Below are 18696 nucleotides of genomic sequence, written 5' to 3' on the forward strand. Positions count from 1 at the left end.
CCCCCTCCAAAGGGGGAATGAGATAGTTCATGATTCTCAAGGAGTTATAGAAAGGGCATTTTCCAGATTTATAGACAATTTTTATCTTTTTCAACGAATTTATTCCCCCTCTCGGAGGGGGCAAGGGGGAGGTTATCTTTGTAATATATTGATTATTAATCAATTATAAGTCTAATTATAATCTAAAAATGACTTGCGAAACTTAAATTAATTGACTATTTACCAAATTATCCTTACCTTTGTCCCTATCCAACTCAAAACTTAAAACTCAAAACTCAAAACTTATGAAGTGGTTTTTACTCTTATTAAGCACAGCTCTTTACGCCAATGACGGGGCTTTCTTCGGTTCGGGCAATCACTTAGTCCCTATCATGGAAACGGATATTTCCGTACAGAAAGAAATTCTATATCTCAAAAAGATACAGAACAAATACATAGAAGTATCCGTCTATTACGAGTTCTTCAACCCCAAGGAGGACAAGGAAATCACCGTAGGCTTCGAAGCCGAAAGCCCCAGCGGCGATGTAGATGGTGCCCCTAAGAACGGACATCACCCTTATATGTTTGATTTTACAGTAAATCTCAACAATGCCTTCCTCTCCTACCAAATCGCCTACGTAACCGATTCCCTCTATGCCAAAGGCGGGAAGATACAGAGCATAGACCTCAACACTTTCAACGGTAATAAGGACGGCAATTATATTGATTTCAGGTATGTCTATCACTTCAAAGCCAAGTTCAAAAAGGGTGTGAATATCCTCAAGCATACCTACAAATACAACATCTCTGGCGGCATCGCCTACAACTACCACTTTGACTATATCCTCACCGCTGCCAACCGCTGGGCAAACAAGCGCATAGACGACTTTACCCTTATCATAGACATGGGTGCTTTCCAAACCGCCTCCATAGAACGCACCTTTTTCAAAAGCGGCAGAGAATGGCTTCTCAGCGGTGTAGGCAAAATCACCGAAACAGCCCACAAAGGACCAGGAGACGGTACTGATCTGAATACTACCAACTTCTATGTACAGCAGGGATTACTCCTTTTCCAAAAGAAAAACTTTACCCCCAAGGGCGAACTGCATATCTGTGATTGGGCACTATGGGTACATCAGGATGCGGGCTTCCCTATTGACTACCCCTTCACCATTGACCTACCCAATTTCAAATACGAAACAGACCCCAAAACAGAAGAAGAGAAGCGCCGCCTACGCAACCTCCCCTTTGCCCGCCGCGGCTATATCTTCAAGGACAAGACACTACAAGCCTTCTATAACAAACAAGATTGGTACCAGCCTAACCCCAGCTATATCCCTGAAGTAGAACATCTTAGCCAAAAAGAAAAAGAGCTGATCAATAGCCTAAAATAAAACCAATGAAGAAAGAAATACTCATAAGTAGTGATGGTAATTATGACAATTTAGTCGCTGAAATCTACATTGATGGCAAATATATCGCGCTTGTTAGCTACGATGAGGAGCATAATTTTTTCGTAGAAACGCCTACTATAAATCGAAGCAATGAGGAAATAATAACCCATAAGGTAGAATACAATACCTTTATCGAACTATTAGAAGAAGCTAAAAATAGTTTAAAATAACATAGGACAATCCGTTTCTTGCAGCTCGTGCCCATTATAAGCAGTCCCTATGGCTCTTTATTGAGAGTTATAAGTCTGGGATAAGACCAAAGGCCTTATTATAATCCGTGGGAGATTTTGTTATATTGAACTCACGTTAGTTTAGGAAACAATTCATCAAAATATGTAATGGTCAAAATAGAAAAAATCACAAGAGGACAGATCACCATATCTTACAAAGGTCAGTATTACAATATCTTAGGAGAGGGTCTTTTACTAACAAAAGATAATACCTATAGTTACATTATCTATCGTAATTCCATAGATAATACACTTTCCTATGTGGAACAAGAGACTATATTACAGGCTATTATAGAACATTTTTGGAGCAAAGGACAAAAGGTAATCATTGAATAGTTTGTTTCTCAACTCTTAATTTTTAAAGATGAACCATCATTTAGATAACTATTATTCAGGCGATTCGGCTTGGAATCAGTTTGTAAGTCTTTATGCAGCCCCTCTGTCATCACAAAGCCTGTACCTGCTTTAGACAATCTAAGCATTGCCGACTGTATCGCAGCTCCAAATCTCCTACAAAGATTAAAAGAATGTCTCATAAGAATGAAATAGCCCCCCATAGCTCAAAATTAAAAACTCAAAACTCAAAATTATGTATTGGCTTTTACTTATCATAGCAGGCCTTTTCGAGGTCGCTTTTACTTTCTGTCTTGGCAAAGGAAAAGAAACACAAGGTACCACTATGTACCTATGGTACGGAGGCTTTTTGCTCTGCACTTTTATCAGTATGTCCCTACTGATGAAGGTTTCCCAACACCTTCCCTTAGGCACGGCCTATGCCGTATGGACAGGTATAGGCGCCGTGGGTACCGCCTTAGTTGGAATTTTAGTCTTCAAGGAACCCGCTTCCTTCTGGCGCCTCTTCTTCCTCACTACCCTCATAGGCTCGGTAGTAGGACTCAAAGCCTTTAGTCAGTAGTCAGTTGTTAGTTGTCAGAAATCAGTTTCTGACCGCTGTCCTCTGCCTTCTGACTACTGCCCTCTGTCTTCTGACCACTGACAACTAACCACTGACTTTGGCATACTTTTTGCTGCAAACCCTCCCTGAAAAAACAATCCCAATGAGAAAGATATTTATTATCGCCAGTATGCTATGCTTCTTTTCGGAAGCCATGGCACAGATTAAGCTACCCCAACCCAGCGTAAAGGGTAGCATAGAACAAATGGTCGGACTTACCGAAGTGGAAGTAAGCTACACACGCCCAGCTAAGCGTGGTAGAAAAATCTTCGGAGAACTGGTACCATACAGCCGTGTATGGCGTACAGGCGCCAATGAAAACACCACTATCTCTTTCAGTGAAGACGTATCTATCGCAGGCAAAGTACTCCCTAAGGGGAAATATGCCCTCTATACCAAACCTGAAGCCGACAAATGGACTTTCTACTTCTATAAGAAAAATGACAACTGGGGTGTTCCTCAACAATGGGACGAAAACCAAATCGCCCTACAAGCCGAGGCTAAACCTATCCCCTATTCCATGGAAACAGAATACCTTACCATTGAGCTGAATCCTATCAACTATAACGATGGGAAAATAGCGGTACGTTGGGATAAAACTTTAGTAGAACTGCCTTTCCACACCCAAACCCAAGAGCAGTCCATGGAGAATATAGCCGACAAAATCACACCTAACTCCTCTGCTCGTGATTACTACGAAGCAGCCAACTACCTGCTTACCTCCAACGGAGACCTCAACAAGGCCAATGAGTTCATCACCAAGTCTCTGAGCATGCAAACCGATGCTCCTTACTATATGTATCGCGCGCAAGCTGTGATTCTCTCCCGATTAGGGAAAACCAAAGAAGCTATCAAAGCCGCTGAAACCTCCCTACAAAAAGCCAAAAAAGAAGGCAACGAGGACTATGTAAAAATGAATCAAGACTCCATTTCCCAGTGGAAGAAAAAACGAAAATAGTGACAAGTGACTAATGACAAGTGACTAATATTCAGCGTGATATTAGTCACTTGTCATTTGTAATTAGTCACTATTTATACATATCAATATCTATCCAAGCATTAAGCCTATGGAGTATATCAAGTATTTTGTTATCAAAAACTATAGCAGGGCAGCTCTCCTCAGGACTCATTTCTACACAAAAAAGTAATTTTGAGGTAAGAGCAAACGCTTTGATAAAAGAGGATAACGCCGGCAAACAAGGTATTATCTGAGCAGCAAACACTTGCAAATTATCTTCTATAAGAAGTGTTTCAAGAGGAGCAAAGTTATATTCCCAGAAAGTCTCTTCACTGACACGATATTTCAGTTGGTCTCCCTTATAAGCGGTCTCAGTAGGCGAAAGCCCTATTATATCTGTAACCTTATCCACTTCAAAATAATCTCCATATATACAAAAGGAAAGGCGAATAGTGGTTGATTTGTGTTTCATTTGTTGGTTATTGGTTATCTACTGACGACTGATTTTTGATTCCTATCCTAACATAGGTGCGCTTATCAATATCTTCCGAGAAGTATCTGCATATAGTAGGCATATACAGATACCCATCATTACTAAAAAACTCAGGTTCTTTTTCATCATAATCAAGTAGCCAATAACGAGGCTCCAGAGTAATCAGTTTTTTAAAAGTAAAAGAACGCTTCTTTTCTACTTTATAGAGCGTTAGGATTATTGAAAAATAATCGCTATATACATCCACTACATACTTGCCATCAGGTGTGGGGAGAGGATTGCGCCCCATTTCCGCCTCTGCTCCTGTTTGCTTATCTATAAAAAGAGCTTCCCTGCTTCTGTAGACAACACGCGACACTACATATTGCTCTAAGTCAGGTATTTCACCTAAATAGAGATAAAATGTAACTTGTGTATCTTCTGTAGGCCCTTCATCTACCAATGTTACTATTTGCTTTTTACAAGGAAGGGTCATTACTCCTGATTCTTGCTTAATGGCCAAGCTATCTTTCTTGAGAAAATTATAACGATGCTTGAGTGCTTGCTGATACACCTGCCGAGGTATCCTTTCTATCGTAAAAAATTTACCAAAAGTAGTAGTATCTGATATTTCACCTCTTCCATCGTTGATAGCCTCCAAAAGCTTCTTTTCTGTAATATCAAGTAAATCTTCTACAAGTGGCCATTCTGGTTCTTTTACAAGTATATCCTCTTCTACCTTTTGTTGCCTTTGAAAGAGGTTACAGCTGGTAATACTTAGTATTAAAATAAGAGAGATAAAATATTTCATAGATTAGTTATAATACTGTTTACGGATTTCTAATTCTTAATTCCTATCTTGATATACATTCGTTGTTTATTGGGGTTATTATGCTCGTCAAAGAAATTACTCACCACGTTCATAGGCGCATACAAATAGTCATTTTTACTAAAGAAAATAGGTTCTTTATCAAGATCATAGACATCCCAACTCTTTGTATATCCTTCTACTAAGGTGTCTATTTTCAGCGGTTTTATATGTTCTATACGATACAAAGAAATAAGCCTATCCCTATCATAGTAGTCCCTACCTATATTGATGATATACCTCTTATCAGCAGAGAGAAAGGGAAACTTCTCAAATCTTCTTTTCTCCCCCGTGGTCTTATCTATCAAGATATAAGCCAATGATCTTTCAGTATCTTCCAATACCACATACTGATCAATAGCAGGTATATTGCCTAAATAGGTATAGATCATATCAAAATGCTTGTCCGCAAGTTCAGATATATCATCTTTTAGATAAACCGTCCTCTGTTTGCACACAAAAGTAAGTTTGCCTTTCTTTTTTACAATCGCAAGTGTATCTCTTTGAAGGAAATCTACTTTATTTTTCAAGGCTTTTTGATATTCTTCAGAAGAGACTTGATTTATATTCAGATACTTAGAGATAGTATCAGAAATATCTCCATAGATACTCTCTACAAGTACCTCCCCTGTCATTTTGGACTTCAGGGCTTCCCAATCTCCCATGTCTTCTTTTTCCACATAGCCTCTTTCCGTTTTATAAAGTTCCTTTCCTTCGGCTATAATCTCCAACTTATCCCCCATTATGAAAAAAAGGGATGGTATAGAGTCTGTCAAACTAGCATATCTCGTTGTTACATCTTTAATCACATACAACTCCTTCTCCACAGGCACAAACACTTCATCTTTCCAGAAACTCGCCACACTTTCCCCTGCCGACTGTTGTTTTTGGAAAAGGTTACAGCCAGCAAGCAATAGTGTTAAAATAAAAGAGATAAAGTATTTCATAGATGAGTTATAATGCTATTTACTAATTTCTAATACCTATTTTAAGGTATAATGGACAAAAATGTTGCTTTTTTTGGGTATATAGCTTCTAATGGACAAAAGTGTTGCTCTTTTTTAGACAGGTATTTGGATAATACAAAAAACTACCTTACCTTTGCCCTATCTGTATAAACGGAAATAGGCTCTGCTGGGGAGCAACCTATCAGGGATAATACAGATGCTATACAAAATGTTAATATGAGGGAGCTTGTAATAAGGCTCCCTATTTTTTTAATATTTTGGCAGCCCTATGCCTTTAAAAACCCATCAATAAATTTCTTTTTCCTTTCCAAAGACAAACCATTATGATTCCTTAGTTTATTCTTTAAGTCCGCAAAATGACCATCTATTGCATTCGTTGTATTGGGAATATTTAGTTCTATTTTATTATACCAAGTAAAGAGCCATGATAAGTTGTTTTTCAAACTTCTATAGGCGCTTCTTAGCTTTTTATGTGTATAATGTGTTCTGCCTGTCAATGGATTAATACTTCTCTCTTTGAGAAAATCTCCCCATTTTTCATGCCATAATCCCAAAATTCCTTCAAATGATTCTTTGTCTGTATTAGTCAATAAATTCACTACTTTTATTAGTTCTTGCGCAGCAGGGAGTTTAGGATTCTTGGTTAAATATCTGACAATAATTGCCTTTTGATGGAATTGACACATTTGAACAGGAATATCATTAAAAGACTGTAATAGTCCTTTTCTTCCATCGCAAACAATTGCTATAACTTCAAAACCTTTGCTTATAAGTTCTTGAATTCCTTTTATATACAAAGCATTCGTTTCATTTTTCACATAGTACTTTAGAAGGTTCTCTTTAGTTATTGCATCTTTAAAAAGCATAACGCCAAACTCTCTTCCCCAATAAGTTGTATCCATCAGAACGATCACCTTTCGGGCTGTTTTAAGCTGTTTCTTGACAGAATAATTATCTAACTTTCTTTGGATTGTTCTTATAGAACACCTATATTTTTCAGCTAATTGAGCATAAGTCTGTTTACCTTTGACATACTCTTCCCAAAGTAAATCTTCATCTATATTCAATTGCCTCTTGGCTAAAAAAGTCTTTCCACAGGCATAACACTTGTATCGTTGAACACCCTCTTTAGTGCCATTTTTCTTAGTTATTTTGCTGCCACAGTAAAAGCAAATTTTTTATTCATCTTTTCAAATAGCTGCAAAGGTAGATAAAATAAGGGATTGAAGAACTTTCGAGCAACATTTTTGTCCATTAAGCCAAAAAATAGTATATTATTAATGAGAGCACTAAAAATATCCACTTTTTTATCAAAAAAGGAAAACGAGTTCTTAAAAGGCTATTTTCCACACTCTGCTTAGTAAAAAACACACCAATACCCCATATAGTACAGGTAAAAAGGTAGCAATGAGCGTCCATTTTTTACTATTAGTCTCCTTATAAATCGTATAGATAGTAGTACTACAAGGGTTGTGTAATAAGCTGAATAGCATCAGATTAATAGCAGTTAATAGGCTCCAGCCCCCCGCATGTAGTAAGGTGTCTATTTCGGAGGTGCTAGCCTCCACCAGTACACCTGCTTCGCCTGCGGTAGCTTGACCTAATAGCATTGTGGTAAGCATTAGTATAGTGGGGATAACGATCTCATTGGCAGGAATGGCTACTATGTATGCCAAGAGAATCACTCCGTTAAGTCCTATGAATATACCTATAGGATCTAAGCCATGTATAAGCCATAAGGCTATGGGTTGACTGCCTATTTGTATATTACAAATGAGCCATATTATGGCTCCTGCAGGAGCTGCAAATACGATAGCACGCCACAGTACAATGAGGGTACGGTCAATAAGAGAGGTATAAAGAGTTTGAAAGAAACGTGGAGGACGATAAGGAGGGAGTTCTAATACAAAGAAAGAGGACTCTCCTTTGAGCAAAGTTCTGCTCAGTAACCACGATGTGAAAAATGAAAAGATAATTCCTAATATTGCAATTCCTATTACAGCGAGCATGGATACAGTACCGGACCATTGTTTGGGTACCAATGCTCCAATGAACAGGGTAGCAATGAGTATTTGGGTAGGCCATCTGCCATTACAGAGAGAAAAATTATTAGTAATAATAGCAATAAGTTTCTCTCGTGGACTATTAATAATACGTGTTGCCACGACTCCTGCAGCATTACAGCCAAATCCCATACTCATCGTAAGGGCTTGCTTGCCATGTGCTCCTGCCCGGCGAAAGAGCTTATCTAAGTTGAAAGCTACACGTGGTAGGTAGCCAAAATCCTCCAAAAGGGTAAATAAAGGGAAGAAAATAGCCATAGGAGGTAACATCACTGAAATAACCCAAGTAGTAGCCAGATAGATGCCATCAATAAGGAAACCGCTAAGCCACCATGGAAAATGCAAAGTCTCAGCGCCACTCTTCAGCAGAGGATATAACCAACCTACAAAAAAATCGGAAAGTAGTTCTGATGGGTAGTTAGCACCTGTAATAGTAATCCATAATACTATAGCCAATAGAAGGAACATAATAGGAAATCCCCAAAACTTATGAGTTACTATCCTATCAATGGCACGATCTATGCGGAAAGAGCGAGCAGAGAGGTCTGTACTCACTGAAGCATTTGTCAGGGCAGAGGCTTGTGCATAAATAGCTTCTACTAAATCATTACGGTAGTTGTCGCCTAATAGTTGATGGTACTTCTGAGCGATGTGTAGTAGATGCTTTTGTTCTTCAGGATTGTTTTTTTCCGAAAAAGAACCTTCGGCTATTCCTTTTTTTATACTTTGGTCACCTTCAATAAGGCGCATAGCTAACCAATGTGTATTAGGGAGTGTAGGGTTCAGTTTGTTAAGTATTTGCTCTAATTGTGCAATAGCTTCAATGTGCTGTTTAGGGAGTTCTATAAATGTTTTTTTCTTAGTTTGGAACTTACCACTTACTACCTCCTCAATGGCAAGAAGTAAATCATCAATACCTTCTCTGGTACGGGCGCTGGTAGCTACTACAGGAATACCCAGATCCCGTGAAAGAGTACGTGTATCTATGCTAATATGATGTCGGGAAGCCTCATCCATTAGGTTTAGGCAAAGCACTGCTTTATCTGTAATTTCTAATATTTGAAGGGTAAGACTTAGGTTTCGCTCTAAGCGACTTGCATCTACCACTATCACGGTTACATCAGGCTTACCAAAGAGAATAAAATCCCGTGCTACTTCCTCATCTTCAGAGGTAGAAAGTAGCGAATATGTGCCAGGGAGATCAATTATTTTGTAACGTAAGTCATGGAATAGAAAACTTCCCTCAGCACGGGTAACTGTTTTTCCCGGCCAATTGCCCGTGTGTTGGCGCAGACCGGTAAGAGCATTGAACACAGTACTCTTCCCAGTATTAGGATTACCAGCCAAAGCAATAGTATAATCAAAAGTTCCTGTCTCCTCTCCTAAGGGTTTTAGGGAAGCTGAAGGGTTTAGGGCACAAGTATCACAAGTATTTTTCATAGGGATAAGCTAATTAATATACAAAGGGCATCCTCTTTGCGGAGGGCAATTTGGGTATTATGAATATTATATGCTACGGGGTCAGCCAAAGGGCTTATATTCTCCACAAATATTTTGGAACCACGTACAAAGCCTAAGTCCAACAAGCGTTGTCGTACCTCTTGTCGACATTCAGGGGTAAATCCTTCAATAATAGCGACTTGTCCTGTTTTTAGAGAAGCTAAAGTAAGTAACATAAGTATATTATTTATATAATATAAAATATATTTTTAGACGAGCAAAATTACAATTTTATATTGTAACAACAAAATAATTTACCAAAATCTAAAAAATGTAATAAGGTTGGGTTTTATAGTCAAAAAGAAATGGTTTGCGAATTTATCAAACGGAAATTGAGAGTTAGAAGTGACTCTAACTCCTTTTTATAAGTATATATATTATCAAAGAAATTCCTTATAGCATCTCGGAATTCTGTCTTGTTCCGATAGAAACCCGTATTGATTACTTTTTTTCGTAAGAATTTCCACAAGCGCTCTATTAAATTGAGGTTCGGAGAGTATGGAGGCAAGAAGATTTGCTTGATTCTATTATCTTCTACCCTGTTTTGAAGCTCTTTATTGTGATAATAGAGAGCATTATCGGATATAATATAAATATTTTTAGCGTTTGGATGCTTTTTAAGAGCTAATTCGTAAAGTTCTTTTGTTGATTCTGCATTAACGCATTCACAATCAAGAGCTATTACATCTGTAACATCATAAGCATTAAGTAAACCATTGATATTCACTCTATCACGCCCACTAACTGTTGGTTGTTGAAACTCTTTACCTTTCTCTATCCAAGCATAAGTGGAACGGCTGTTGTGCGTAGGATGAACACCATCGGCAAAATACACCACATCCCCTTCTTCCTTTTCTTGAAGAATTTTAGAGAGTGCTTCAGCAAATAGTTTTTGTTTTAAAGGATCCGCCTCACAAGGTACTTCGGTTGTTTTCTTGTAGGAAAAACCAATTCTGTTAAGTAAATCAGCCATTCCTTGTGGAGTATAGGTAACTTCAAAAGTGTCTTTAACCCATTGAGATACTTGTTTTGCATCTGTATAAAGATGTGTTCGTAACTCTTGTTTTAAGGATTCTATTTGAAAAATATTAAGCAGACCTTGATAACCTCTATAACGATTCTCAAGGAGTTTATCTAGTCCTCCTTCAAGATATAAGGAACGATAACGATAAACAGTAGAAATATCTATACCCAAGCAATCAGCAACAAAAATAGGAGTATTGCCCATAGAAAGCATCAAAATACAGGTAACTCGGGCATAATCCGAGCGACCTTGCAAGTTGCGTTGGAGCTTTCTAAGTTCCTCTATTTCTGTTGGTGATAATGTTAGTTCCATAGATGGTACAAAAATAACAAATCTTTTATTTATTCGCAATCTAAATTTGTTTGACTATATCTCTTTTAAGAAGATAAATAGCTTCAATTTCCTTCAACTTCATTCATTTTCTTTATTAAAGGGCTATAATAATGTACTATTTTATCCATTACAGAAAGGCGTGCCATATCATCAGTACCATATAGCATTTTTTCTTCTTTTAGGTACATCTGAATTTTTTGCTCAAGAGCCTCTTTCTCCATAAAATCAGTCAGGGCTGATTTTTCCTTAATAGCCCTTACTTTTAAGGAGCCTACAATCTGTAAGGCGGTATCTAAACTAATGGGTTCTTTCATAATTCTGGTTTTTAACAAATATGGTTTATTCTTCTTTGTCATTAAAAAGCCAAACGCTATTTTTTATAATTAGGTACAAGCCAAATGCTCACACCAGCGAGGACTTTTATTTCTCTGCAAATATACAAAATTAATACCTAAATAGGCGAATTACTTCACCTACTTCTTGATCAGAGTATTCCGATATTTTTGGGGAATGTATTAAAGCCCTACCACACCCTTGATTCCTTACCAACTTGTAATAGGTCTTTTATGTGAATCACTCTTTTGAATATGCTTTTATTGCAATAGTGAGCTCCTCTATGGTACTACAAATTTGTTTTTCACTAAATAGTTCCTCTACTTTTAGCAAATTTGCTGCTACCTCCTCTTGGTAAGAAAGTTCTTTTATTTCTTCAAATTTTTTCTCTGGATATAGAACTTTTAAAATATAGAAAAAGTCAAAGAAAATCTTTTTCTCTAATAGTTTTTTTGTTGTAACTGCTATTGATAAAACGCCTTTCTCTATTGTAAAATTAAAGATAAGCCCTATTTCTGAATGGATACAGGTCAAAGAGGAAAACAACAAACCTCCATCTTCGACAAGTTCATTTCTATACCCTTTATCATATAATAGGCTATATTCTTTACCTATTTTATCTCTTATATGTAACATCATTCAAAAATATAATCTTTTTCCCATTACACCTAATACCTTTTGTAAAAGCCAAATAAATAGCAAACTTACTACTCTCCAATATATATTCGTACAGATTGCTATAATTTTCAAAATTAGGTTCTAATACATAAAAGTTCTTATCATTCAGTGGCACATAAAAAGCCTCTTCTACTTTTTTAGAAATCCCATACGAAGCCTCCTTCTCATTAGGTATGGCAACAGAAATAGAAAACTCAAATTCTTTATCCGAAGGGTAACGCATTGCCCGTTTAAAGACGCCTATTCCATTAGTGGCGCGTAAAGTTACCCTTATTAAAAGCCTCCAATCCTCTAAATCTGCAACATTAATCTCTGAAATAACAGATTTTACATACTCATTTAATTCCTCTCGCACAGAGTCTATATCCACATCCTCACTCAAACGAGGGATTTCAATCTGTAAACAAACTTTAACTTCTTCATCCATAACTACTTTTTATAACAGAGATTTATTAGGAATTATTGATTTAAGTTTCGCAAGCTTTGTAATTTAACATGAGTTCGATATAACAAAAGCTCCCACTGATTTTCGCGGATTTCACAGATTTTCTATGTTTGTGTAATTGTGCTGTTGCGATTTACACAGATTTGTATAAGACCTTTGGTCTTATTTATCCGTGAAAATCCGTGGAATCCGTGGGAGAAAAAATATAATTTTGCTTACGTCGAACTCACGTTAGTTGTTAGCTATCAGCATTTTACAATTCATCACCAGCGTGGTGATGAATTGAGGTTCCTAATTGGGGCTGGTTTATTTCTTTATGAGATAATACTTTTCAAGGCCTCTGTTTTACTGCCTGTAGCAATAAGAGCATCATGATGATTAATAGCTATAAGCCATTCGTATTTCTTAGAAACAAAATAAAACTCATCATAATGGTGAAGTTCTCCTATAAGTGGAAGTACAGGGGGTATCCTCCCTTCATAAAACCAAAACTTATCATTCTGAGATTCCGCAAAAATAAAGAATATCTCTTCTTGTGCATCAATAAGTTCAGTAAGATAATTTTCAGGATTATGAGGCGGAACAAAAGCAACCGCTTCTTGAGAGAAATCCTCCCAAAGCCAATAGTACCTACCTCTTTGATGCTTACAGAATATCTTATAAATCTGAGTCTCTACAGTTTTCCATTCATCTATCCCTAATGGGCGAAAATCCTCTGAAGAAATCTGCAATTGAACCACTAATTGTGCTATTTCTGTTCTAAGACTTGTCCAGGTTCGTTTTTTCTTTGCCATTTGTTATTTCTTTTGTTTGTCTCTGAATAAGTTGAATTATATAACTTAAGTTTCGCAAGCTCTGTAATCAACTGATTCTCAAAACATCCCCCCTACCCCCCCTCAAGGGGGGAGTTAGTAAGTAGTAGAGGTTCAATAAGTTATAGAAGGAAAATTTTCTAATTTAATAAACAAATTAGACTATTTCAACGCCCTTAAAGACACATACTCCGCTCTCGCGGACTTTCCCTTTGGAGGGGGGTTGGGGGGAGTTTTTTACAAATAATTGTTTATCAGTTACTTGCAATTTCAATAGCAACCTAAAAACAACTTGTGAAACTTAAATTATATAATAGCCACTGACTTCTGACCACTGACTACTGATCCAAACCGCTAAAAAGGTCTGGTTGTGTCGCCTCTGGTGCTGCGGTTTCCTCTTCTTCGTTGGCTTCTTCTACTGTTTGAGGTTCTTCGTATGGAAGTGGCTCCAAAGGAATAATCTCCTTGATACGTTCGGTAGAGAGTTGGTTACCAATGGCCTTGATACCCTTGATAGCGATAAACTCTTCTATATTGACCATTTGATTTTCAGCACGCTCTCTGCCTGTCTTGGTAAATACGACCTCGGCCATAGGACGCCACTGGGTAGAGACAAAGAGCAACTGAGACTTAGGGTGATCGGAGATGACAAGTTCCTCACGGTTAGGGTTTTCCACTAAGAAGCGTTTGACAAAATAGCGTTCCTTCTCTCCTTCGTAGTGAATGACTGAAATCGGCTTTTCAGGGTTCCACTTTTCTATAATCAGTAGGTTCGGGTCAAAGTGTAGGGAGAGATCAGGGATTACTGTCTTCACTACGGCATCCTTGCCAATGAGCAGCAACCTATCTTCCCCCTTGAAGGAGCCAAGTAGCTCGCCACGGCCTTCGGTATTGAGACGGTGTACAATAGGGTCGTACCATATCTTGCGTGGCTTGAGGGTGGAAATACCTTTTTCCTTGAGTTCTATACGCTTAATGGCGTACTTTGTCACGATATTTCCGCGAGAGGCTCTTCCTTTGATAAGAATATCAGCAAAATTGATATCCCATTTGAGTTTCTTTACGCTACCTGCCTGACGGAGTATGATGGTTATCACCTCCGCCTCTCCGTTGGGATTGGCTGAAAAGTATAGGATTTGAGAATCCTTATGTGGTTCTATCACATCATATTCCTTATCACGAATAATTCCCGTCACGGTAAAGCGCTTGATATAAGAGATTTTGTCATTCCCGTTGCGATACACTAGGTTGTACACCGTACGGGTGTCATTCTTTTTAAACACCCCTACATGAACAATATTCTTGCCTATATAGCTCTTTTCGGTTACCTTGGTGATAATCATTTTCCCATCGGCGGTAAAGACGATCAAATCATCTATATCACTACAATCGGCCACATATTCATCTTTCTTGAGAGAAGTACCTACGAATCCCTCTTCCCTATTGACATAGAGTTTAAGGTTACGTACCACTACCTTAGTAGCCTCAATGGTATCGAAAGGTCGTATTTCCGTTTTGCGCTCCTTACCTTTGCCATATTTCTTTTGCAGATTCCTAAAATAGTCAATGGTGAAAGCAATTAAATTGGCTAAGTGATTTTTGACCACTTCTATATCGGCTTCTATCTTTAGGAGATTTTCCTCGGCCTTGTAGGTATCATAGCGAGTGATACGAATCATGGGGATTTGGGTAAGGCGGTCTATATCCTCATCGGTGATAGGGCGTAAGAGTTGTTCCTTGAAGGGTTCAAAGCACTCGTATAGGTAGGCAAAAAGGCTTTCCTTGTCATTATATTTCTTGAAGTCAATATACATCTCCTCACGGATAAATATTTTCTCCAAGGAGGCGTTGTGCCATTTTTGTTCTAGATCATCAAGCTTTACCTCCAATTCCTTTTTGAGAATCTCCACAGTGCGGTCGGTGCTCTTGCGCAGTATATCGCTCACCCCTATAAAGTGAGGCTTGTTATCCTCAATCACACAGCAGAGCGGGGAGATAGAGAGTTCACAATCGGTAAAGGCATAGAGGGCATCTATGGTCTTATCGGGGGAAATTCCTTTGGGTAGGTGTACCAATATCTCCACATCCTTGGCTGTATTGTCATCTACCTTTAGGATTTTTATCTTTCCTTTTTCATTGGCTTTAAGGATAGAATCAATCAGCGAAGAAGTGGTTGTTCCAAAGGGTATTTCGGTGATGACTAAGGTCGATTTGTCCCTCTGGGCAATACGGGCACGCACTCTAATACGGCCTCCTCGCATACCATCGTTATAGGTAGCGGCATCCATGATACCTGCTGTAGGAAAATCGGGGTATAGCTCAAAGGGCTTGCCTTCTAAATACAGCACAGAGGCATCAATGAGTTCGTTAAAGTTATGGGGCAATATTTTGGTAGAAAGCCCCACGGCAATTCCTTCCGCTCCTTGGGCTAAGAGTAGAGGAAACTTTACCGGCAGGTGTACAGGCTCATCGTTGCGGCCGTCGTAGCTCTTTTGCCACTCGGTTACCTTGGGACTAAATAGCACATCAAGGGCAAACTTAGATAGACGTGCCTCTATATATCGGGGAGCCGCAGCATCATCGCCTGTGAGGATATTCCCCCAGCTTCCTTGGGTGTCAATGAGCAGCTGTTTTTGTCCCAACTGGATAATAGCATCGCCAATAGAAGCGTCTCCATGGGGGTGATATTTCATGGTATTACCCACGATATTGGCAACCTTGTTATAGCGGCCGTCCTCCAACTCGTCCATGGAGTGCATGATACGGCGCTGCACAGGCTTAAAACCGTCCTCCAAAGCGGGAACAGCTCGTTCTAAGATAACATAAGAGGCGTAGTCCAAGAACCAATTCTGATACATGCCACTGAGGCGCAATATGGTCTCTTGGCCTTCTGCTTGAGGGAAATCTTCCATAAGAATTTAGTTGTTAGTGACTAATGACAAGTGACAAGTGACTAATTCTCCTGTGAGTATTTGTCACTTGTCACTTGTCACTTGTCATTATATTAAAATTGTTGTCCTAAGATAAAGTGGGTTTCCCAGCCATGTGGGGTAGTGCGGCCATTGATACCATCATACCCATAACCGAAGTCAAAGCCAAGGATACCGAGCATAGGCATAAAGATACGTATCCCGAAACCTGCCGAACGCTTGATATCAAAGGGATTGTACTGAGAGAAACTACCAAAAGAGTTGGCTCCCTCGGCAAACACCAATCCATAGATAGAAGCCATAGGCTTGAGGGTGATCGGATAGCGTAGCTCCAAAGAGAACTTGTTATAAATCACATCACCATCACGTGATGAGAGAGACTGGTTAGGGTAGCCTCGCATCTGTATGTATTCGCGTCCTTCCAAAGAATTGTAAGACATCCCATCGCCCCCTACCATAAAGCGCTCAAATGGTACGGTACCTCTGTCCCTATTATAATAACCTAAGTAACCGAAATCCACTGAGGGACGCAAGACGAGCTTATCTACTAAGTTCAAGTACCAGTTTCCTTGTAGGCGTAGCTTATAGTATTCGAGCCAATTGAAACGCTCTTGGTCAATCTCGGAGATACGGTTGGTATTGCTATTGGCCTCTGCCACTGCGCGCTGCTCCATAAGCGACTTGTAATCTACCCCATTAAGCAACGAGTAAGGAGGCGTGAGCTTGGCCGTAATGGTAAAATCACTACCTCCCAGCGGGAAAATAGGGTTAGGCCCACTGGAGCGTCGGCTTAGGGAGACGGTATAAGCCAAGGCATTGGAATGTCCGTTCCCGAAGGTAAAGAGCGTAGTGTTATAGTTTCTCAGGTCATAATAGTTATAACTGATGTTCTGAGAGAGTTGGAAATAGTCATCGGGCACCTGTAGGCGCTTGGCCAATCCCAAGTATACCCCTGTGATATAGAAGCGCTTACTCTTATCTACATCATAGGTATAGTAGTTATAATCATAGCTCACCGAATAGTTAAACCCAACGGAGAACTGTACAGGTCGCTCCCCTCCCCACCAAGGTTCCATAAAGGAGAAGCTACCCACTCTGTAGGCACGCCCTACACTGATGTTCAAGGCAAGCTTCTGGGCATCTCCCATAGGCAGCGGACGGTAAGACTTCTTGTCAAATATATTCTGTATGGAGAAGTTGTTAAAGTTCAACCCCAAGGTACCCATGAAGCCTCCACCTCCATAGCCCCCTTGTAGCTGTATCTGGCTAGAAGAGCCGTTGTCGGTCAATCCATATTCCAAATCCACTGTACCAGAGTTAGGATCAGGGTTCTTGATCTGAGGGTTGATACTCTGTGCATCAAAGATTCCCATTTGGGAAAGCTCACGTACGGTACGGATTACATCTTCCTTGGAATAAAGATAGCCAGGGCGGGTACGTAGTTCACGGTAGATCACCCTATCGTTGGTGATACTGTTACCTGTTACTGTTATATTATTAAAATGTGCTTGCTTACCCTCATGGATACGTACCTCAAAGTTGATAGTGTCATTGACCACCGAAGTCTCTACAGGGTTGATCTGAGAGAAGAGGTAACCTGTATTCTGGTAGAGGTTGGAGATGCTATTGGCATCGGGGTCTTTAGGGTCATTGATACGGTTGCGCAATTGTACCCCGTTATAGACTTCCCCTTTCTTAAGCCCTAAGATGTGGCTAAGCATCTGGTTGCTATAGATGGTATTTCCTAAGAACTTGATATCCCCAAAGTAGTATTTGCGTCCTTCTTCCAAGGAGATTTTAAGGTCAATATTTTCCTTACCGTCATAGAGTGTATCGCGGGTTACACGAGCATCGCGGTATCCGTTTTCCTTATAGAAGTCAATAAGCGAAGCCAAATCCTCGTTGTACTTATCTTGTACATACTTAGAGCGCTTCCAAAAACGACCGAAGAAACGCTGTTTGGTTTTTTTCATCTGCCTACGCAGCTTGCTATCTGCGAATTTCTCATTCCCTTCGAAGGTAATATGGTTAATCTTCACCTTATAACCTCTATCTATACGAATGAGCATACGTTCCTTGGTGCCCAAGGAATCCACGGGCTGTGTGGTGATATGTACTTTAGTATTGAGGAAACCTTCCTTGCGATACTTATCGGTGATATAAGACTTGGTTTTAGCGATAAGGCTCTCGTTGATCTTCTTGGTCGTTTTGAGTTTATCCTTGTCCAATTCTATTTTCTTGAGCAGTTCTTCGCCTTTTCTCTTGCGAATCCCTTCAATCTTCACCTCGGTCAGTTCAGGCATTTCCTGAATGACAAACTCCAAAAACACTTTGTTGCCCTCTGTTTTGGCTATATAGATATCAATATCGTTGAACACCTGATAGTTCCACAACTTGTGAATGATACGGGTAAAGCGTTCGCTAGGGATCGTAATCTTATCCCCTACCTTAAGGCCAGAAGCCACAATGATCGTCTGTGCGTTGTAGTGCTTTGCCCCCTTGACTTCTATACCACCTATGACAAACTCACGCCCTCTTTCCAAGGCTGTGAGGGTAGTCTCCTGTGGAAGGCTGTCCTTTACAGCTACGCTCTGTAGTGTATCCTTGGCAATTGCCTCAGGCAGGGTTTGTTCCTCTTGGCCATAAGAGGTATTGAGAAAGAGTATCCCGAAAATATATAGAAAATTTCTCATA

General features: G+C 39.4%; 18 protein-coding genes. 5 read left to right on the forward strand and 13 right to left on the reverse strand.

The genetic code is table 11. The annotated features are described in order from the left end of the window. Nucleotides 1-284 precede the first annotated feature (284 nt). The 5 genes from HMPREF9331_RS07830 to HMPREF9331_RS07855 all read left to right on the forward strand — a co-directional run bounded on the left by HMPREF9331_RS07830 (nucleotide 285) and on the right by HMPREF9331_RS07855 (nucleotide 3576). Complete coding sequence (locus HMPREF9331_RS07830) at nucleotides 285-1373, forward strand: YARHG domain-containing protein (RefSeq protein ID WP_016420438.1); 1089 nt, start codon at nucleotides 285-287, stop codon at nucleotides 1371-1373. Between the two features lie 5 nt (nucleotides 1374-1378). Continuing rightward, nucleotides 1379-1603, forward strand: a complete 225-nt coding sequence (locus HMPREF9331_RS07835; RefSeq protein WP_016420439.1) for a hypothetical protein — start codon at nucleotides 1379-1381, stop codon at nucleotides 1601-1603. Nucleotides 1604-1771: 168 nt separating this feature from the next. Next, entirely contained in the window at nucleotides 1772-1999 is a 228-nt protein-coding gene (locus tag HMPREF9331_RS07840; protein ID WP_009641153.1) for an Imm74 family immunity protein, read from the forward strand. Between the two features lie 253 nt (nucleotides 2000-2252). Then, nucleotides 2253-2579: a DMT family transporter gene (locus HMPREF9331_RS07850; RefSeq protein WP_016420440.1), complete on the forward strand. Its 327-nt coding sequence runs from the start codon at nucleotides 2253-2255 to the stop codon at nucleotides 2577-2579. A gap of 142 nt (nucleotides 2580-2721) precedes the next feature. Continuing rightward, on the forward strand, nucleotides 2722-3576 hold the full coding sequence (locus tag HMPREF9331_RS07855) for a DUF2911 domain-containing protein (RefSeq protein ID WP_016420441.1): 855 nt from the start codon (nucleotides 2722-2724) through the stop codon (nucleotides 3574-3576). A 70-nt stretch (nucleotides 3577-3646) separates the two neighbouring features. On the opposite strand, the gene HMPREF9331_RS07860 is transcribed toward HMPREF9331_RS07855, so the two are convergent. From HMPREF9331_RS07860 to HMPREF9331_RS07920, 13 genes are all read right to left on the reverse strand, one after another. After that, on the reverse strand, nucleotides 3647-4048 hold the full coding sequence (locus HMPREF9331_RS07860; protein ID WP_016420442.1) for a DUF4279 domain-containing protein: 402 nt from the start codon (nucleotides 4046-4048) through the stop codon (nucleotides 3647-3649). Between the two features lie 7 nt (nucleotides 4049-4055). After that, on the reverse strand, nucleotides 4056-4859 hold the full coding sequence (locus HMPREF9331_RS07865) for a hypothetical protein (protein ID WP_016420443.1): 804 nt from the start codon (nucleotides 4857-4859) through the stop codon (nucleotides 4056-4058). A 29-nt stretch (nucleotides 4860-4888) separates the two neighbouring features. After that, nucleotides 4889-5863 (reverse strand): hypothetical protein, encoded by a 975-nt coding sequence (locus tag HMPREF9331_RS07870; protein ID WP_009641121.1) that lies wholly within the window; start codon nucleotides 5861-5863, stop codon nucleotides 4889-4891. 287 nt (nucleotides 5864-6150) lie between these two features. Then, a complete protein-coding gene (locus HMPREF9331_RS07875; RefSeq protein ID WP_428829138.1) occupies nucleotides 6151-7059 on the reverse strand; it encodes an IS256 family transposase, variant Zn-binding type in 909 nt (302 codons plus the stop codon). 156 nt (nucleotides 7060-7215) lie between these two features. Continuing rightward, nucleotides 7216-9387: a ferrous iron transport protein B gene (feoB, locus tag HMPREF9331_RS07880; RefSeq protein WP_009642048.1), complete on the reverse strand. Its 2172-nt coding sequence runs from the start codon at nucleotides 9385-9387 to the stop codon at nucleotides 7216-7218. Next, nucleotides 9384-9623, reverse strand: coding sequence for a FeoA family protein (locus HMPREF9331_RS07885; RefSeq protein WP_009642050.1), 240 nt, complete (start codon nucleotides 9621-9623; stop codon nucleotides 9384-9386). The genes feoB and HMPREF9331_RS07885 overlap by 4 nt, the downstream gene beginning before the upstream one ends. 119 nt (nucleotides 9624-9742) lie before the next feature. Beyond that, nucleotides 9743-10783 carry an IS630 family transposase gene (locus tag HMPREF9331_RS07890; protein ID WP_016420444.1) on the reverse strand — a complete coding sequence of 347 codons (1041 nt, stop codon included), beginning with the start codon at nucleotides 10781-10783 and terminating at the stop codon, nucleotides 9743-9745. An 83-nt stretch (nucleotides 10784-10866) separates the two neighbouring features. Beyond that, nucleotides 10867-11118 (reverse strand): hypothetical protein, encoded by a 252-nt coding sequence (locus HMPREF9331_RS07895; RefSeq protein WP_016420445.1) that lies wholly within the window; start codon nucleotides 11116-11118, stop codon nucleotides 10867-10869. A 259-nt stretch (nucleotides 11119-11377) separates the two neighbouring features. Next, complete coding sequence (locus HMPREF9331_RS07900) at nucleotides 11378-11776, reverse strand: hypothetical protein (protein WP_016420446.1); 399 nt, start codon at nucleotides 11774-11776, stop codon at nucleotides 11378-11380. Continuing rightward, nucleotides 11754-12242: an Imm9 family immunity protein gene (gene imm9 / locus HMPREF9331_RS07905; protein ID WP_016420447.1), complete on the reverse strand. Its 489-nt coding sequence runs from the start codon at nucleotides 12240-12242 to the stop codon at nucleotides 11754-11756. Before imm9 ends, HMPREF9331_RS07900 begins: the two co-directional genes overlap by 23 nt. Before the next feature lie 332 nt (nucleotides 12243-12574). Further along, entirely contained in the window at nucleotides 12575-13054 is a 480-nt protein-coding gene (locus tag HMPREF9331_RS07910) for a DUF6756 family protein (RefSeq protein WP_016420448.1), read from the reverse strand. 356 nt (nucleotides 13055-13410) lie between these two features. Continuing rightward, entirely contained in the window at nucleotides 13411-15984 is a 2574-nt protein-coding gene (locus HMPREF9331_RS07915; protein ID WP_016420449.1) for a DNA gyrase/topoisomerase IV subunit A, read from the reverse strand. Between the two features lie 92 nt (nucleotides 15985-16076). Then, nucleotides 16077-18695: a BamA/OMP85 family outer membrane protein gene (locus HMPREF9331_RS07920; protein ID WP_009642041.1), complete on the reverse strand. Its 2619-nt coding sequence runs from the start codon at nucleotides 18693-18695 to the stop codon at nucleotides 16077-16079. Nucleotide 18696 lies beyond the last annotated feature (1 nt).

Source organism: Capnocytophaga granulosa ATCC 51502, from assembly GCF_000411115.1.
Lineage (GTDB): Bacteria > Bacteroidota > Bacteroidia > Flavobacteriales > Flavobacteriaceae > Capnocytophaga > Capnocytophaga granulosa.

Coding starts and splice junctions, on each gene's coding strand:
- feoB (WP_009642048.1), bottom strand. CDS start 9,387: ATGAAAAATACTTGTGATACTTGTGCCCTAAACCCTTCAGCTTCCCTA.
- HMPREF9331_RS07830 (WP_016420438.1), top strand. CDS start 285: ATGAAGTGGTTTTTACTCTTATTAAGCACAGCTCTTTACGCCAATGAC.
- HMPREF9331_RS07840 (WP_009641153.1), top strand. CDS start 1,772: ATGGTCAAAATAGAAAAAATCACAAGAGGACAGATCACCATATCTTAC.
- HMPREF9331_RS07910 (WP_016420448.1), bottom strand. CDS start 13,054: ATGGCAAAGAAAAAACGAACCTGGACAAGTCTTAGAACAGAAATAGCA.
- HMPREF9331_RS07895 (WP_016420445.1), bottom strand. CDS start 11,118: ATGAAAGAACCCATTAGTTTAGATACCGCCTTACAGATTGTAGGCTCC.
- HMPREF9331_RS07855 (WP_016420441.1), top strand. CDS start 2,722: ATGAGAAAGATATTTATTATCGCCAGTATGCTATGCTTCTTTTCGGAA.
- HMPREF9331_RS07885 (WP_009642050.1), bottom strand. CDS start 9,623: ATGTTACTTACTTTAGCTTCTCTAAAAACAGGACAAGTCGCTATTATT.
- HMPREF9331_RS07850 (WP_016420440.1), top strand. CDS start 2,253: ATGTATTGGCTTTTACTTATCATAGCAGGCCTTTTCGAGGTCGCTTTT.
- HMPREF9331_RS07915 (WP_016420449.1), bottom strand. CDS start 15,984: ATGGAAGATTTCCCTCAAGCAGAAGGCCAAGAGACCATATTGCGCCTC.
- HMPREF9331_RS07865 (WP_016420443.1), bottom strand. CDS start 4,859: ATGAAATATTTTATCTCTCTTATTTTAATACTAAGTATTACCAGCTGT.
- imm9 (WP_016420447.1), bottom strand. CDS start 12,242: ATGGATGAAGAAGTTAAAGTTTGTTTACAGATTGAAATCCCTCGTTTG.
- HMPREF9331_RS07860 (WP_016420442.1), bottom strand. CDS start 4,048: ATGAAACACAAATCAACCACTATTCGCCTTTCCTTTTGTATATATGGA.
- HMPREF9331_RS07835 (WP_016420439.1), top strand. CDS start 1,379: ATGAAGAAAGAAATACTCATAAGTAGTGATGGTAATTATGACAATTTA.
- HMPREF9331_RS07870 (WP_009641121.1), bottom strand. CDS start 5,863: ATGAAATACTTTATCTCTTTTATTTTAACACTATTGCTTGCTGGCTGT.
- HMPREF9331_RS07920 (WP_009642041.1), bottom strand. CDS start 18,695: ATGAGAAATTTTCTATATATTTTCGGGATACTCTTTCTCAATACCTCT.
- HMPREF9331_RS07890 (WP_016420444.1), bottom strand. CDS start 10,783: ATGGAACTAACATTATCACCAACAGAAATAGAGGAACTTAGAAAGCTC.
- HMPREF9331_RS07900 (WP_016420446.1), bottom strand. CDS start 11,776: ATGATGTTACATATAAGAGATAAAATAGGTAAAGAATATAGCCTATTA.